Source organism: Psychroflexus maritimus (assembly GCF_011089875.1).
Taxonomy (GTDB): domain Bacteria; phylum Bacteroidota; class Bacteroidia; order Flavobacteriales; family Flavobacteriaceae; genus Psychroflexus; species Psychroflexus maritimus.
In genome coordinates this window covers 1-17,535 of sequence record NZ_JAANAS010000001.1, presented here as the reverse complement: position 1 = coordinate 17,535, position 17,535 = coordinate 1, and the positions used below count along the sequence as shown (strand labels likewise).

Below are 17,535 nucleotides of genomic sequence, written 5' to 3'. Positions count from 1 at the left end.
TTGTTTGCCAGGATTGAAGGCTTAAATTTGTTTTCATGAAATACACTACTGAAATAATAATTGACCTACCCTTAAGTAAAGTAATTGCTATTTTTGAGAATCCAGAATTACTACCAGATTGGCAAAGAGGCTTGAAATACAGCAAATTGATAAAAGGAGAGAACGGCGAGGTTGGAGCAAAACGCAAGCTGAAAGTTGATTTAGAAATTAAAACAATCATTATGATAGAAACCATAATCAAAAAAAAACTGCCTAATGAATGGCATGGAAAATATTCCGCCAACGGAATTGACAGCATACAAAAAAATTACTTTAAGGCAATTAATGAAAATCAAACCCATTGGAAAAATGAGAGCGAATTCAAATTTCATGGAGCTATGCGTATTATTAGTAAAATTATGCCTGGAATTTTTAAACAAAGAGGAGAACAAGTGATGACTGATTTTAAGGCTTTTGCCGAAAGAGAAGTGTCTCAAAGAAAAAAATAGTTTTACGCCATATAATTGTTGTTTTACAAAAAATACGTTTTATTTGCATATCAAAAAATAAGAATGATGAAAAAAGCACTTTTAATTTTAGGTCTTTTAATTGTAGGATTTGGACAGGCTCAAACTAAGGTAGGAACAATAAATACTGAATTTATTATGTCTCAAATGCCTGAGCTTGAAAGCGTAGATCAAGAAATGAAAGCTTACAGCAGAGAACTTGATAGTGAGTTGAGAAAACGTTTTGAAGAATATCAAGATTTAACTGAGAAATACCAAGCTGAAGAAAAGGACCTAAACGAGGTTGTGAAAAAATTTAGAATGAATGAAATTGCCGATTTGGAAGAGGATATTCAGAAGATGCAAGAAAATTCTCAACAGAAACTTAGAAAAAAACAAGAAGATTTATTACGTCCGCTTTACAACAAAATAGGAAATGCTCTTGAAGTAATTGTAGAAAAGGAGAATTATACACAGGTTTTTACTGAAAGTTCAAATCTAGTTTATGTACATCCTGATTATGATTTAACCAAGAAAGTAATGGAAATGCTAGAGCTTCCTACAGATATGCTGGATGAAGAATAATTTTTTATTACTAAACATATAACTAAAAGGCGAAAACTTGGTTTTCGCCTTTTTTATGTGCTTCCTGTCTTAAAATATTTTACATTTTATATTTTCTTTTGTGCTATAAAATTGCTTACGTAAGCTTTTCCTTGATGATATTTTCCTTCATCAAGAAGGGTTTCGGTTTCCTCTCCTAAAACTTGTCTAAGCTGTTTAAAATCAGACTTAAGCTGACTGAGCTCATACAGCCAATCTGAATTTTTAGGCCCCCCAGATTTGTAGCCTTTTGATAATTGATTAGGGTGAAAACCTTGTACGATTAGAATTCCACCAGGTTTTAAAAATTCAATTAATAAACTGTGAAATTTATTTCTTGTGGCTGAGGGTAGATGGGCAAACAGTAAAGCTATGGCATCAAATTTTGAGGACGAATTATAACTTAATGCATCACTCACAGTATAGTTAATTCTGAGTTTTTTTTGAGCTGCTTCTTTCAAACAGTTTTCTTTTGCCCTTTCAGAAAAATCAAAAGCTTCAACTTCCCATTTTTTTGAAGCCGCATAGATGGCATTTCTTCCTTCACCTTCTAAAGGCAAAAGTATTTTTCCTGGTTTTAATTGGTCAATTTGTTTTTTGAAAAACACATTTGGCCTAGCTCCGTAAGCAAATTCCTTTTCACTATACCTTTCATCCCAAAATTCTTTCATTTGTTTTTTGATACAAACTTAAAAACACTATTCTTCTCTATAAGTAACTTTCGTCACATCAATGAGAAAAAGCTCTGAAAGAGTTTAGTTGTATAATTCTATCGCCTTAAAACAAACGGCTGTGTAATTTAGATAGCGGGCTTCCCGTATAAGATTTCTACGGTCACTGCGTTTCCTTGAAATCTATCACGGGATAAACTTTTCGCCCATCAACTTCAGAGGTAAGAAAAGTGATCTGGCTGGGGCTTCCCGTATAAGATTTCTATGGTCACTGCGTTTCCTTGAAATCTATCACGGGATAAACTTCTCGCCCATCAACTTCAGAGGTAAGAAAAGTGATCTGGCTGGGGCTTCCCGTATAAGATTTCTACGGTCACTGCGTTTCCTTAAAATGTATCACGGGATAAACTTCTCGCCCATCAACTTCAGAGGTAAGAAAAGTGATCTGGCTGGGGCTTCCCGTATAAGATTTCTATGGTCACTGCGTTTCCTTGAAATCTATCACGGGATAAACTTTTCGCCCATCAACTTCAGAGGTAAGAAAAGTGATCTGGCTGGGGCTCGAACCCAGGACCCTCTCCTTAAAAGGGAGATGCTCTACCAACTGAGCTACCAGATCATTTTGAGTTGGCAAATATAATACTTTTTTGTAGCCTGCAAATCCTTTACTTAAAGAAAATTTAATGAATTTTAAGCAATTTTAATTCTTGTTGATTTTTTTTAAATTAATTGCCTCTGCATCAGTTAAAAGCATTTGAGTTTTTAATTTATTTACGGAGTTATTTTAGCGGCCTATTAGTTATTAACTTCTGTTTCTTTCTGAATATAGTTAAAGTGATTGCTATTGTTTAGTATAAATTAAAAATTAGGCTATTTCTCAAAAGAAATAGCCTAACAAAAATTAATTAAAAATGAAAAAATTACTACTCAATAATAAGTTTTTTACGATTAGTTTGATTTCCTTTTTTAATTTTCAGAAAATAGACTCCCGAGCTTAAATTAGAGATGTCAAATCTATGATTAGCGGTAAAGTTTCCTTGATAAGAATTTATTTTTCTACCTTCTATATTGAAGATTTCAACTTCTTCTACCGCTTCACTTATAGCAAAATAGTTATTAGCTGGATTTGGGTATAAGCTAAACAGAGTTGTTTCTTGCTCTTCAATTGAAAGTGTTCCTGCAGAATTATTGGCAAAAACAATAAATTCTCCTGCTTCTAAAGTAATCGACATATTAGTGTCGGTTACTTCAAATGGTGAATTTTCTAACACATTATACCATGTTCCAGTTTCTTGAAAGAAAGGTTGAGTAGTGATTTGATTTACCCCAAAGTTCCCCACAATAGTTACATACTTAATTTCATCTGAGGCTGCGTCATCGTTTATTAAGAATATTTTCTTTTCCACATCGTCTGCAGTTTCTAAAGTAAAATTAGTTGTTTTGAAAATTGGGTCTTGTTTTTTAAACTGAATCAATTTTTTCCAAGTATCGTAAACTTGCATGCGATTAGGGTTTTCGAGATAATCCCAAACAAGTGGTTTTTGAGCAGTTCTACAGTCATTACTTATACTTCCGTCAGGACAATGATTGATACTATAATCATAGCCTATTTCTCCAAATTGCCAGATCATTTTTGGTCCTGGAACGGTAAAGAAAAAAGCTCCAGTTAGTTCCAAACGTTCTAATGCTGTATTTAATTCGGTAATATCATAAGTTCCACTTCCATTTCCAAAACTCACATTTTTAAACATCTGTCTTTCTTCATCGTGGCTTTCCATATAGCCTAATATTGAGTGTGGGCTCCAGTTATCACTATTATTCCTTCCTTTGTAGCTTACTCGATTAAAGTTAGAATTGTCGTAGCCCATAGAAGCTTGACTATACTGAAAGTTCACATTTCCCCAAGTCAACATTCCATTTTCATTAGGATTGCCTCCATCAAATCTATGATTAATCAATACTTGCTCTTCACTATCCGGAGCAAAGTGTTCTAAAATTACGAAAGCTGTTTCATCATAAGCTCTAATTTCATTATACATTCTAGTAAGATTATCTATTCTTGGTTGGTCAAAACTTCCCCCGTCTCCGGGCGTCATTGTAAAACCTTTTGTGAAGTCAAAGCGAAATCCATCAATATTGTATTCCTCTAACCAGTACTTGTTCATCTTATCCAACCACTCATGGGTGTAAAGTTTGTTATGGTCCACTTTTTCAAAGAATGAAAATACAGGGTTAGGGTCAGTTTCTGCAAAAACAGGATTGTTTGATGTTGGAGTACCGTTAAAACATCCATTACAATCATTATACATTCTAAAGTACGGACTTTGTCCTGTGCCATGGTTATAAACCACATCTAAGATTACCGCCATTCCTCTAGCATGACATTCATCTACCAATTCTTTAAATTTTTCTGGAGTTCCATAGTATTTGTCGATAGACATGTGTAATGACGGATTATAGCCCCAAGAGTCATTATTGTCGAACTCACTAATAGGCATAAATTCAATGGCGTTTACTCCTAATTCTTCCAAGTAATCTAAACGATTAATCACATCTTGATAACTATGATTTTCGTCAAAGTCGCGAATCAATAATTCATAAACTACTAAATCTTCTTGATTTGGGCGTTCAAAATTTGGAATCTGCCAATCATATTCAGCCTGATTAAGCCTCACCCAGGTTAGGATGTTTTCAGTTTTATCTGTTGGAAATTCTGGTAAATAAGGAAAAACTCCTTCAGAACTAATGAAGGGATCATTAAATTCATTTAAGCTCAATCTAGAGTAGGGGTCGGGAACACGAAAACTATTTTCAATTACATACTCATAAAATAAATGATCTTCGTTGTGATTGGATAAATCAATGGTGATCCAGTGTCTATCTGTAGCTGGATCAAAATTCATCAAATACGTATTGTTGATGTTATAATCACTGTCAGCTAAATTACTAGCTACGTGAATAAACTCTTTACCAGGTGCATACAATACTAGAGTGATTTCATCTGGATTACCTGAATTATAATTAATTCCGTCTTCCATTCCTTCAGGAAGTGCTAAAATTTGAGGCTCAGGATCTAAAACAAGATTAAATGATTCAGATTTGGTGTCTGTGCCCCCTGTTTGTGTAGCTACTAATTCTACTAACATGTCTTCATTCACTGTAAAAGAATGCGAATAACTTGTTGTATTTGTTGAGGTATGAATTGAACTTCCATTGGCAAATAATTCAAAATCAGCATTAAGACTTGCCGTTGCGCTAACAGTGAAATTATCACCTTCAGAGACAATTACACTATTTTGTGTTGGATTAGTCAAGGTCATTTGAAATGAACCTACATTAACAAAAAAGTCATCACATCCAGGAGGTTCTTTCATTTCACCAGAACCGTCTGCAGTTCTAAATACCATTCCCATGCGGGTTGCATCAGATTGCTCTTGCGAAGTAAGGCTGTAATATTCGCTTGGCGTAATACTTATGCTAAATATTCCATTTCCTTGGCTGGTCATTTCGCCAATACCGTCGTCTTCCCCCCAATTTCCAACTACATTCATTCCCCAAGGGTTAGCTTCAGTTCCTATGCCTGAATGCATATACACCGTTGATGCGGTAGAGGGAATAGAATTACACTGACTCTGTGCTAAATCAATAGTAATTGTAATTTCATCATCTACATCAAAGGTAGTCGGTGTTACACTTAATTGTGCAAAACCTAATGTTGTGCCCATTAAAAAACTTAAGAGCAAACTTATTTTTTTCATCGTTATTTATTTTTAAATACAATAATGGCTGTTTGAGGTCAAACAGCCATTAGGTAAAATTATTATTCTAATGTAATTGTCTTATTTTCCATATCAACTGTAAGAAAATAAGTACCTGCGTCACCAATGAATTGGAAGTTATTGTCACCGTCTTCAGCATCTTGGAAGAGTGGGTCTATTGTAAAACTATCATCAGCAAAGTAGGGGAAGTTATAACTTGGCGAATCCCATTGTAAGTCGGCATCTTCAAAGAAACGGAAGTTACCATCGTTATCAGGGCTAAAGTTTACATTTCCTGAATATACGTTATCACCAGTACAAGGAAGTTGAACTGGAGAATCCCATCCCCATCCTGCATCAGGAACACCGGCGCCTACTAACCAAAGTTGGTCTAAATCACAATTTCCTTCAACTTGTTCTGGGCCAACAGTAATCGTTTGGTTTACAAAGTCAATTTCTAAGAAATAAACGCCTGTTTCTCCAGTAAATAAGAAGTTATTGTCTCCATCTTCTGCATCTTCAAATACGGGGTCAATGGTGAATCCTTCTTCCACAAAGTAAGGGAAGTTGTAGCTAGGCGAACTCCATTGTTCATCTGCATTTGTGAAGAATCTAAAGTTTCCGTCACCATCTGAATCAAACAATACATTTCCTGAATAAACATTATCACCTGTACACAAAAGTTGAACTGGAGAATCCCATCCCCAACCTGCGTCAGGCACACCCGCGCCAACAATCCACAATTGGTCAAATTCACAATCGCCTGAAGGTTCAGGGCTGTCATCTTCTTCAGTTTCTATAAGAATACGAACATTTAAGGTAGTAACTTCAGAAACAGCTTCAGGAGTATTTTCAGCATTATCTCCAAGGTCTGCTCTTACTCTAAAAAATAATTCCCCTTCATTATTAAACACAGGTTCTTCATTTTCGTCAAAAACGGGGTTTCCTTCTTCATCTTCTAATTGACTATTACTTAATCCTTTGTCATTAGCTAATGAAAGCATATCTCCAATACTTACCGAAGCATTGGTTTCAGTAGAAGTAGCTACTACTTCTAAATCATCATCTTCAAAAGTACCATTTTGAGAGGTTTCTAGCACATAATTTATTGCAGTTGGCGCACCAAAATCAGGTGTTGCCCATATAAATCGTTCTGCATTGTTGTTTGCTGTTTCTTCACTTAAAACGTATTCAGGTAAGAATTCGTTTAAGAAAGTAATTTGATCTACTTCTTCGTTGGTTTGAAAACGAAAGTTGTCATCATCGGTACAGGCTGTAAATCCAAAAGTTAGGATTAATCCTGCTATTAAAATTGAAATTTTATTTCTCATTGTTTTATGTTTTTTAATATCCTGGGTTTTGTGTTAAATTTTGGTTGGTTGATAAGCTTTGTGATGGAATTGGATACAAGTTTCTTATACTACTTGTAGGAAGTCCACTAGCTGCTCCACCTTTAAATTGCCAGATATACTGACCACCAGAAAACTTACCAAATCTAATTAAATCTTGTCTTCGGTGCGATTCCCAATGTAATTCTCTAGCTCTTTCATCAAGAATGAAGTCTAGATTTAAATCACCTTCACTTATAGTTTGTCCTCCTGCTCTTAGTCGCAATTCATTAATTAAGCCTACGGCTTCACCAATGCTACCGCCACCACCTCTTAGGTGAGCTTCGGCGTACATCAAATAAACATCAGCCAATCTAAACATAGGAAAGGCTACATTGCTGAAGGTATCTACCTCTGGATTAGAGCCATCACTATTTATATTGGTGTATTTTACTAAAACATAACCTTCACTTTGGTTACTCATGTTGGTTATTACCAACGGTCTATCCTCTCCAATAATGGTATTTCTAGCATCATTTTCAAATTCAGGCCCATCAAATTTCTCAACAAACTGAGGAGTTAACCGAATAGCTCCACCCCAACCAGGATTAAATAAGCCAAAATCGTTGCTGTTTCCTTCTACGCTTCCAACGCCACCGTTGGTCATTACTGTTGTAGGGCCAAATGATCTTGAGTTTTCAAAATTACTTGGAATACCAAAAATGATTTCATTAGTTGCTTCGTTAGTGCTGTTATCTCCTCTAAAGTTATTGTGATAATCATTAGCTAAAGAATAACCCGAACCTAATAGCATTTCAATGTAATCCATAGCCTCCGTGTAACGAGGAGTACCTGTGTAAACTTCGGCGTTTAAATACATTTTAGCTAGAACCATCATAGCGGTTCCTTGGTCTGCTCTTCCAAAATCTACATTTCTTGGTGCTGCCATATCGTCCATGATATCTAATAATTCTGCTTCAACAAATTCAAATATCTCTTGACGATTCATTTCTTCCCCACGAAAACTTCCTACAGGGATAGTTTCATCGTAGTAAGGAGCTTTACCAAACAAATCCATCAGATGGTAATAAGCAAGCGCTCTTAAAAATCTAGCCTCTGCTCTGTATTGAGCAATTTCTGGACGTTCTGCTTCAGGTACATTGCGTTGGTTTAATAAATCATCTGTTGATTGTCTTAAAAACTCGTTGGCAAAAGCAACTGAAACCATTGTTCTACTGAACATTCCTAAGAGAATTGGGTTAAGTGAGCTCCAGGTTTTACGTTGGATTTCTCTAATACCGGGGTCGTTTTCGTAAGACCAAATAGCTTCATCAGTACTAAAAGTTTGTAAATTCATTAAGCCTCGGCCATACTGACTTGTACCTGCATCTAGACCTGTAATGTTTGATGAGCCTGGGCCTTGTAAGCCTGTAAGTTGCAAGTTTCCATAGACTCCAGCAATGGCTTGTTCATAAGCACCGGGTTGACTATAAAAATCTTCATCCAAAAATGAATTCGGGTCATTTGGTGTGATATCCATGTCATCAACACAGCTTGTTAGTAGCACTAAAACCAAGCTTAAAATACTGAAGCTAAAAAGCTTATAATTTGTTTTTTTCATGACTTTAATTATTTTCTTATTCATAATTTAGAAGTTGATATTAGCCCCAAGCAAGAATGTTCGTGGTCTTGGGAAAATAGTGTTATCAATACCTCCTACAATCTCTGGGTCTAATCCGCTGTAATTGGTAATTACAAAGGCGTTTTGAACACCAGTCCAGATTCTAAAGTTATTTCCTTTACTCAATACATCTTTAAAGGTATAACCTAATTGAATGTTATCCATTCTTAAGAATGAAGCATCTTCAATATAAATATCAGACAAGATAACATTTTCTTGAACATTGAAATTAGTATTTAAAACCGATCTAGGAATGTTTCCTAACTGAGATTGATCTTGTAAAAAGTTATATTGAGCTCTTCCAGAATCAACGTTGTTGTAATTATAATTTCCAATGCTAGCTCTTAAGTTAAATGAAAAATCAAAGTTCTTGTACTCCATAGAAGACTGGAATCCCATAACTACGTCTGGCATCGGATTTCTATAGGCGTATCTATCATCATCGGTGATGATTCCATCGCCATTTAAATCAGCATAAGCACCTTCAATAGGCATACCATCTGCATCGTATATTTGGTTAAATACATAAAAGGCAGAAGGAGCATTTCCTACTTGATGTACTTGTGCGGTATTGCCTGTACCTCCCGCAATTCCACCTACTCTAATTTCTTCATCATTGGCTAAAGCTGTGATTTCTTGATCCATAAAAGTGACATTGTAGTTTACATTCCAGTTAAACTTGTCACTGTCTCCCTCATTATCAAACAATGTAGCCCCAATTTCTAACTCAAGTCCTTTGGTTTCTAAGGTTCCGTTATTTTGAGAAAAGGAATTAGCAAAGTTGGCGCCATCAGGCACTCCTGCATTAATGAATAAATCGTCGGTTTTTCTAAAGTAAGCATCTATACTACCGTATAAGCGATTATTAAAAAAACCATAATCAATACCTGCGTTATACATAGTAGAAGTTTCCCATTGGGCTCTTTCGTTTCTACTAGATGGTAAACCCGGTAATATTGGGGTTGTTCCAAACATATAAGCAGATCGATCAATTTCTCTTCCAATATTATAATTAGCCAAATAAATTCCTCTTCTACCTATCTCTTGCTGTCCTGTTTGACCAACACCTAATCTTAGTTTTAAGTTATCAAAAGTAGTTTGATTTTCCATGAAATTTTCTTCCATGATATTCCACGCAAAGGCTCCCGAAAAGAAGTCTCCCCATCTGTTTTCAGAGCTAAACCTAGAAGAACCATCTCTTCTATAAGTGGTAGTTAGGATGTATTTGTCATCATAGTTAAAAACTGCACGTCCAAAAAATGCGACCAATACTAAGTCTAAGTTAGCAAAGTCAAATCGTTCATTAAAAAGGGGGTCTCTTAAGTTAGGAATATTAAATCCGTCATCTTCAAAACGCTGATAAGAATATCCAAGAGTGAAATCTCCATTTAATTTACTAGTTAAATCTTTTTTGTAATTTAAATATCCATCTGCTAAGTAGTTTCTTCGGGTTGCATCAAAAATAGACTCAGAACCAACGCGTTCATTTTCAGAATTAAAACCACTTGCGCTCATCGGATCTAAAAGATTGCGACCTGAACTTTCACTAATATCTAAACCTAAGTTAACCACAGCTCTCATTTCGGGTAAAAAGTGAAAACGATAATCTAAATTCATATTACCATAATACCGATTTACCTCTGTTCTATTATCTCTTTGTAATAAGGAGGCTACAGGGTTTCTAACAGTTAACTCCGGAGTTGGTGTTCCATTATCATTTACAAAATGCTCAAAAAACCCACCAAATGGCGAATTAGGATCTCTAACAGGTTGTGTAGGGTCAAAACGAATAGCTGCACCTTCAACTCCATCTGCAAAGCGGTTTCTCTCTAAAGCTACATTCGCGTTTAAATTTACTCTTAAGTGATCTTGAAAAAAAGTAGGATTCATTGCTAAAGAGGCATTTGTTCGCTCAAAACTAGAGGTTAACCTTATCCCTTCTTGATCTAAATAACCCACAGATAAGCGTGTAGGAATTCGATCTAAAAGTGTACCTCTTATAGAGATGTTATGATCAGAAGATAAGGCGGTACTGTAAATTTCTTCTTGCCAATTGGTATTGGCGTCTCCTAACAAACTCACATCATCTGGCCTTCTTTCTGCAATTAGGCTCCTAAATTCATTAGCATTAAAGACATCAATCTGATTAAAAGGAGTATATACACCAGCTACATAATTATAATCTACTTGAAACTGTTTAGTTCCTTTCTTCGTTTCAATAATAATTACCCCCGCAGAAGCACGATTACCATAAATCGCAGTAGCAGAAGCATCTTTTAATACACTAAATGATTCGATATCATTAGGATTTAATGACGATAATAGAGACCTAGCTCCACCCGGAGCATTAAATTCAAGCGGAAGGCCATCTAAAACAATTAATGGATCATTGTTTGCACCTAAAGAACCGCCTCCTCTAATTCTAATTTGAGCGGGAGCACCTGGCGCACCACCAAAATTGTTGATGTTAACCCCTGCAGCTCTACCTTGCAGTAAATCGTTAGGACTAACAATATTACCTTTGGTCATCTCTTCTCTACTAATGGAAGAAACAGACCCTGTAATATCTTTTTTTCTAGAAGTACCATAACCAACAAGTACAACTTCTTCTAATACATTCTCATCAGGCTCTAGATTAACATCTACTGTGGTTTGACCATCCATCTCTACCTGAACTGTTTTGTAACCCAAATACTTAAATAACAGCACATCGCCATTATTTACATCGATTGAGTAATTACCGTCAAAATCTGTTGTTGTTCCGCGTGTGGTGTTTTGCACAAGAATTTCAACACCAGGTACAGGGATGTTATTATCATCCGTTACTGTACCCGAAATTGTATTTTGTCCTAAAACAAACATCGGGAAACATAAAAACAACAAATACAATTGTTTAAGTGTTTGCATAAATTTTAAATTAACGTTATCATTAAGTTATACTTCTACTTCCGATGTTAAAAGTATGTAAAGCCATTCAAATATATAAATCTCAACAAATACTAAAACGTTTTCGTGTGGATAAGTTTTTTATTTTAACAATTATTCAAGCTATATTTTACTAACAAGCCAATAATATTCCGTAAAATTTATATATTCGAAGTCTAATTTACACTAATGAAACAAAAACCTACGCTAAAAGTCATTGCTAAAGAACTAGATGTATCTGTTTCTACGGTATCTAAAGCTCTTAAAGACAGTAAAGAAATTGGAGCAAAAACCAAAGAACGCGTTAAAGCTTTTGCTAAACTTTACAATTATAGACCTAATAATATAGCGCTTAGTCTTAAAAACCGAAAAACCAAGACCATTGGCGTCATCATTCCAGAAATAGTGCATCATTTTTTCACCACGGTTATTTCTGGTATAGAAAAATATGCCAATGAACAAGGCTATAATGTAATTGTAGGACTTTCTAACGAGTCATTCGACAAAGAAGTGATTAACTTAGATATGTTAGCCAACGGAAGTATAGATGGATTTATCATTTCCGTAGCCAAAGAAACCTTAGCTAAAGAAGATTTTCATCACATCACCGAAACCATAGACCAAGGTGTACCTATCGTCATGTTTGATCGAGTAGTGGACGAAATCCTTTGCGATAAAGTTATTGTTGATGATGTAGCCACTTCCAAAAAAGCCGTTCAGCAACTCATTTCAAATGGCTGTAAAAAAATCGGTATCATTAGCACCAAAGATTACGTAAGCGTAGGTAGGTTGCGCACCCGTGGTTATTTGGAAGCCCTTAATCATAACCATATTCCAAAAAATGACGACCTCATTCTTAAAATAGACGATAAGTTAAATTCAAACGATAATTTAGAGCAACTCGAAGCACAAATCGCTACTTTTTTTAAGCAAAACAAACAACTTGATGGCATATTTGCTGTCAACGAGCTCTACGCCATCACCGCCATGAAAGTCGCCCGCAAAAACGGCATTCAAATTCCAGAACAACTTCAGGTAATTGGCTTTACAGACGGAGTTTTATCTAAGCACGCCTATCCGCCATTAACCACCATTAGTCAACACGGCTTTGAAATGGGGGAGGACTGCGCCAGATTACTCATAGAGCGCTTAGAAAAGCAAGACGAAGAAGACGAAACCTATCAAACCGTGGTAGTTAAAACCGATTTAGTACTACGCGAAACCACAAAGTCAAAGTCTTAAATTATACCAATTTGGCTATTAAATGTCGTTTATAAAGCGAAATTGCTTTTTTCATATATAACGCTGTGAATAATTTGCATCCCGTACGTACGGGACGGAAATTGTGAACAAGGAAATATATGGAAAAATGAATGAGCTAAATAGCGTCATTTGATGGTTAAATAGGTATTAGTTATTATTTGGGCGTTCCCTTTCTTTTTTTTGATAAAAGAAAGGTCGGGCTGTCCGTTCCAATCTGCTTTAGTAAAGCTAAGATTTTTAGAATTTTTCAAGAGCTTCCTGCCGGTCGCTTTTCAAAATAAAAAAATCTAATGCCATTTATTATTTGTAATGTAACAGAAAGGAAAAAAGGGTGTTTTATTACGGTAATTTCAATTGATAAATGGTATATAGCTCTCCAAAAGCAGGATTTCCACTCCCATCCCTAACGCAAACAAACTTCCTAACAAAAAACATGAATAGAATTCCAATGCTTCAGATTCCACATCTCGCTATCGCTCTAACGGAATAACAAACCCCTATTATTAACTTGTCATTCCGGAAAATTCCCCAACAGCCTTGTAAACCTGTCACACCGCAAAAAATTTCCAATACCCTCATTAACCTGTCATACCGCAAAAATTTCCCCATCCTCATTGAACTGTCATTCCGGAAAATTTCCTAGAAATTTATCCGGAATCTCCCCGTAATGAAAATCTATGTCAATTCAAAAATAATCCCGTATTTTATTGGTAGAGGCGTTTTATCCAAACACCTCTACCAATAAAACAATCCAAACGCCTCTACAATGAAAAATCTAAAACATAAAATCCCAAGTCTTCCTATCTTTTATACGGAAAGATAAAAGGAATAGTGTATTGTCTTGATAAAAATATTTTTAAAAAACAATGCGAAGCTTTGTGCCTCGCATTTAAAAGTAAATTTACTCAATATTATAAATTTTATTTGACAATCATTTTCTTAGTAATAATCTCGTTGTTATCGCTAATTAAACTATATAAGTAAATACCGGGCTGAAACTCATCCGAAGTAATTTCAATTTTACCTGTTTTTTCTCTTAATTTAAATTCTTTCAGCAATTTTCCTGTCATATTAAATACCATGATAGAGGCATTTCTTTCATCATCAGGAATGCTGTATTCAATTGAAGTTCTACCTTGAAAAGGATTAGGATAATTCTACTCTAATTGATAAGCTAATTTTCTAAGACGCTCCATTTCTTCTGCTTCTAAACGGTCACTGAAAACCACATAACTTTCATTGGTTTCTTTTAAGCGATCAACCTCCTCAGCTAATTCTTGAATAGCGCCTGTTAAAACAGCAATTAAACCCAAATAATTAACTGATTTGTATTCAAGATATTCTTTAACTTCTTCTTCCTCATTAAAAACTGGTTTACTAATCTCTTTGATAAGTTCTGGAAAAACCTCTTCTAACTCTTGGGCAATAAATCCAAATTGCTTTCCTTCTGCAAGATTAATCTTTTTTGAACTAATATAATTGTAGGTTTTGGGCTGTAGCTTCATTAAATCTTCTAAAGCAAATTCTAATTGATTCACACCTTCTTTTAGTTTTTGATCTGACGGCGCAAAAAAACCAGCTGTTGTAGTAATGTTACCATCAAAAAATCCCGCAAAATCCCCTGGATTATTTGAAACCCCACTTGTGTTACTTACCCGACCAAAAATACCATAATTATTATCAGCACCAGATGCAGATCCCGAAATTCCAAAATTCGTAATACCTTCACCTACAGAACTTGATTGAAATCCAAATCTAAAATTTGCTTGACCTTCTACTCTAGCTCTGTAACCAATATTTTCAGAGGAATTTGCATTAACTGATACGTCATAACCTATGTTTCTTTGTCCTTTAATTCCTTCTGGAATAGTAGCATTATAACATGTATTTATAATGTTAGTATTGTTTTGAAAAACATCGACACCAATACTTCCACTTTCGTTAATAATATTTAATGCTTTAGCAAAACTAGAATTATTAATTCCTACTTTAGCATCAGTAAATGAAGATAAGTTTTGTTCTGCAAAAACCGTCCCACCATCATTGCGCATAGTTGCTACTAAATCAGAATTGGTAGACATAAAATCATCTGCCACCCTAAACTCTAAATTTCCTAAATCTTGTCCAGTTCCAATCCATTGAATCCTAGGATTGGTGTCGTTAACATCCTGATAACCAAAGGTTAATGCTTTTTGTGGCAATTGAAAACGTAAGCCATACACTTCTTGTGTTCCAGTGTTTAACCTTCCAATAGAAAACCACCTGTTATTAAAATTAAAAAGATCATTTGCTACTGTACTACCATCAATAATTGAATCTAGTTGAGTTATTAAACCAGCCTGAAATCTAAATTTTTCTTGTCCATTAAACTGGGAACCAGGTTCATTTGAGTCTATTGGATTATTAATAGGATTAATAACTGGGTTTGTTGATTGGTTAAATTGCTGCCCATAACTTAATGCGCTTAGCATTAAGAAAACTGTAAGTAATTGTAAATGTTTCATAGTTAAATGTTTTTAAGTTAGATTTTAAATTTACAAACATAAATCATTCATAATCAATTACCTGTTTTTTTTTTTAACTATATATTAACTTTTTAGGGTCTAAGACATTTATCAATATGTTTAAATTTGATAATATGAAAATTAACATATATATATGCTATTTATTTACCTTTTTGTTTTTTTTGAGTTATGGAATTAATGCTCAAGTACCAACAGATATTCCGCTGGAACTACGTGCTCAATTCAACGGACAATTTGATTACAAAATTATTGGTAATACACTGAATGAATTTGACAATTGGCAAAATCCGCCACCACCATGTCAAATGCTAACCGAGTCTTCGGCTAATTTAGACTTAGATCCTGACCAAGAAGTTGTTGCAGCTTATCTGTATTGGTCTGGAATTGGGGATGGGCTTTTTGATCCTGAAGTTCAACTAAATGGACAAACTTTATTTGCTGATGAAATAAGTGTTGTAGATCCAGAAGAAACAAATTTTGTTTTTTGGTTTGGTTCTTTCAAAAATATTACTGAGATAGTACAACAATGGGGCAATAGTTTATATACCTTTTCTGAACTTAATTTAAATCCAATTTTAAATAACTATTGCTCAACAGCTCAATATTACTCTGGTTGGTCAATAATTGTAGTTTATGAAGACAATACTTTACCCACACAACAAGTCAATATATATGATGGTTTAGCATCTGTTTATGGTTTCGGTATCAATGCAACAACAATTATAAATATTGATAACCTTAATGTTGTTAGTACAGATAATGCCCGTATGGGGTTTTTAGCTTGGAATGGAAGTCCTAATTTATTTTTAAATGAAAGCATTTCATTTAATGGAAACCAATTGAGCAATCCACCTTTAAATCCTGTTGATAATCCATTTAATGGTACAAATTCTTATACTGGAGCTACTGATTTATGGAATATGGATTTAGATTTTTTTGACGTTTCTGAATTTATTGAAGTAGGTGATACAGAAGCAACAATTACTTTTAGCTCTACATTTACACGCCTCATCCAAAACGTAGTCACTGTTTTCCGCTCCGAGCTCCCAGACGCTACCGTAGAGCTAGTTGATTTTTCTGGAGTAGGTGAGTGCGACGAGCGGGATTTTACGGTAGAGACAACAGTAGGTAACTTCGACGCCAGCGATGTGCTGCCTATCAATACGCCCATTTCTTTTTTTGTGTTAGATGAAGATGGCGAGGAAGTTTTTTTAGACACTTTCTTCACCCAAGCTGAAATTGCTATAGACGATTCAGAAACTCAATTTCTAAGCATCACCATTCCTGATGAAATCCCCGAAAACACCACACTAATAGCCAAAGTCAATACTTTGGAAGACGGCAGTAATCCTATTAATGAAAGTAACATCCTCAACAACGATTTTGAGCAGGAGCTTTTCCTGCCTACCTCCCCAGCACCCCTCACCACCCAAAACCTCTCCCAATGTACCAACTTATCAGAATCTTTTTTCAACTTAGAAGTAGCCCTAGAAGATGCTGAAGACACCGATGATGAAGCAACTTTCCACCTTAGCCAAGAAGATGCTGAGGAAGGTGAAAATTCCATTGAAAACCCAGCAGATTACAACCCCACCGAACTCATAGAAAGCCTCTGGGTAAGAATTTTCGACGGCAATTGTTTTGCCGTCAATTCATTTGAAATTCAAACCCTTCCGCCTCCTGAAATCAACGCTCCTGAAGCCCTTTCTGAATGTGATTTCTCTGAAGAACAACTCGGATTTACAGAATTTGATTTAACTACTAAAATCGATGAAATCACCGACGGAAATCCAAATTACGAAGTAGAATTCTTCACCACCCAAGTTGAAGCAGAAGATTTAACTATCGAAAACGGATTAACCAGTCCCTACACCAACGAAAATGCCTTTTCACAAACACTTTTTGTACGAGTTACCGATATTACCAACGGCTGTGCATCCTTTACCGAATTGGAACTGGAAGCTGATTTACTGCCTCTCATTGCCGAAGCGGAAGATATGACTGCAGTAGAAGCTTGTGATGTTGACCTAATCGGTGAATTTACCTTTGATTTAACAACTCAAACACTAATTATTTTAAATGGTCTCGAAGTAATTGAACATGAACTGCAGTTTTACACTTCACAAACCGATGCGGAAAATAACGAAAATGAGATCATTAATCCGGAAGCGTTTACCTCTAGTGGGCAAGAAATTTTTGTCCGAGTAACCGAAACAGAAACAAGTTGCTTCTCTTTCACCTCTTTTGAACTTATTGTTAATGAAATTCCTCCGCTTCAAAGTGGAGACCCCAACTT

General features: G+C 35.3%; 10 protein-coding genes, 1 tRNA gene and 1 pseudogene. 4 read left to right on the top strand and 8 right to left on the bottom strand.

What is annotated here, in order from left to right; all coding sequences use genetic code 11:
- The first annotated feature begins 35 nt into the window (after window positions 1–35).
- Both G7034_RS00060 and G7034_RS00055 read left to right on the top strand, forming a co-directional pair.
- Window positions 36–488, top strand: coding sequence for an SRPBCC family protein (locus G7034_RS00060; RefSeq protein ID WP_166398919.1), 453 nt, complete (start codon window positions 36–38; stop codon window positions 486–488).
- A gap of 63 nt (window positions 489–551) precedes the next feature.
- Complete coding sequence (locus G7034_RS00055) at window positions 552–1,070, top strand: OmpH family outer membrane protein (protein ID WP_223177598.1); 519 nt, start codon at window positions 552–554, stop codon at window positions 1,068–1,070.
- 86 nt (window positions 1,071–1,156) lie between these two features.
- Here G7034_RS00055 and G7034_RS00050 read toward each other — a convergent pair whose 3' ends face one another.
- From G7034_RS00050 to G7034_RS00025, 6 genes are all read right to left on the bottom strand, one after another.
- Entirely contained in the window at window positions 1,157–1,759 is a 603-nt protein-coding gene (locus G7034_RS00050) for a class I SAM-dependent methyltransferase (RefSeq protein WP_166398917.1), read from the bottom strand.
- 546 nt (window positions 1,760–2,305) lie between these two features.
- Window positions 2,306–2,378, bottom strand: a tRNA-Lys gene (locus G7034_RS00045).
- 304 nt (window positions 2,379–2,682) lie between these two features.
- Entirely contained in the window at window positions 2,683–5,517 is a 2,835-nt protein-coding gene (locus G7034_RS00040; RefSeq protein WP_166398916.1) for an alpha-amylase family glycosyl hydrolase, read from the bottom strand.
- 62 nt (window positions 5,518–5,579) lie between these two features.
- Window positions 5,580–6,848 carry a SusE domain-containing protein gene (locus G7034_RS00035; RefSeq protein ID WP_166398915.1) on the bottom strand — a complete coding sequence of 423 codons (1,269 nt, stop codon included), beginning with the start codon at window positions 6,846–6,848 and terminating at the stop codon, window positions 5,580–5,582.
- A 13-nt stretch (window positions 6,849–6,861) separates the two neighbouring features.
- A complete protein-coding gene (locus G7034_RS00030; protein ID WP_246166689.1) occupies window positions 6,862–8,490 on the bottom strand; it encodes a RagB/SusD family nutrient uptake outer membrane protein in 1,629 nt (542 codons plus the stop codon).
- A 3-nt stretch (window positions 8,491–8,493) separates the two neighbouring features.
- Window positions 8,494–11,433, bottom strand: a complete 2,940-nt coding sequence (locus G7034_RS00025) for a SusC/RagA family TonB-linked outer membrane protein (protein WP_166398914.1) — start codon at window positions 11,431–11,433, stop codon at window positions 8,494–8,496.
- Window positions 11,434–11,640: 207 nt separating this feature from the next.
- On the opposite strand from G7034_RS00025, the gene G7034_RS00020 reads away from it, so the two are divergent.
- Window positions 11,641–12,693 carry a LacI family DNA-binding transcriptional regulator gene (locus tag G7034_RS00020; RefSeq protein WP_166398913.1) on the top strand — a complete coding sequence of 351 codons (1,053 nt, stop codon included), beginning with the start codon at window positions 11,641–11,643 and terminating at the stop codon, window positions 12,691–12,693.
- 941 nt (window positions 12,694–13,634) lie between these two features.
- Here G7034_RS00020 and G7034_RS00015 read toward each other — a convergent pair.
- Both G7034_RS00015 and G7034_RS00010 read right to left on the bottom strand, forming a co-directional pair.
- Window positions 13,635–13,856: pseudogene (locus G7034_RS00015) on the bottom strand (T9SS type A sorting domain-containing protein); the annotation flags it as partial.
- 15 nt (window positions 13,857–13,871) lie between these two features.
- Window positions 13,872–15,218: a tail fiber domain-containing protein gene (locus G7034_RS00010; RefSeq protein ID WP_166398912.1), complete on the bottom strand. Its 1,347-nt coding sequence runs from the start codon at window positions 15,216–15,218 to the stop codon at window positions 13,872–13,874.
- A 134-nt stretch (window positions 15,219–15,352) separates the two neighbouring features.
- Here G7034_RS00010 and G7034_RS00005 point away from each other — a divergent pair.
- On the top strand, window positions 15,353–17,535 hold a 2,183-nt coding region (locus G7034_RS00005), incomplete at its 3' end, for a type II toxin-antitoxin system TacA family antitoxin (RefSeq protein ID WP_166398911.1).

Coding starts and splice junctions, on each gene's coding strand:
- G7034_RS00060 (WP_166398919.1), top strand. CDS start 36: ATGAAATACACTACTGAAATAATAATTGACCTACCCTTAAGTAAAGTA.
- G7034_RS00055 (WP_223177598.1), top strand. CDS start 552: ATGATGAAAAAAGCACTTTTAATTTTAGGTCTTTTAATTGTAGGATTT.
- G7034_RS00050 (WP_166398917.1), bottom strand. CDS start 1,759: ATGAAAGAATTTTGGGATGAAAGGTATAGTGAAAAGGAATTTGCTTAC.
- G7034_RS00040 (WP_166398916.1), bottom strand. CDS start 5,517: ATGAAAAAAATAAGTTTGCTCTTAAGTTTTTTAATGGGCACAACATTA.
- G7034_RS00035 (WP_166398915.1), bottom strand. CDS start 6,848: ATGAGAAATAAAATTTCAATTTTAATAGCAGGATTAATCCTAACTTTT.
- G7034_RS00030 (WP_246166689.1), bottom strand. CDS start 8,490: ATGAATAAGAAAATAATTAAAGTCATGAAAAAAACAAATTATAAGCTT.
- G7034_RS00025 (WP_166398914.1), bottom strand. CDS start 11,433: ATGCAAACACTTAAACAATTGTATTTGTTGTTTTTATGTTTCCCGATG.
- G7034_RS00020 (WP_166398913.1), top strand. CDS start 11,641: ATGAAACAAAAACCTACGCTAAAAGTCATTGCTAAAGAACTAGATGTA.
- G7034_RS00010 (WP_166398912.1), bottom strand. CDS start 15,218: ATGAAACATTTACAATTACTTACAGTTTTCTTAATGCTAAGCGCATTA.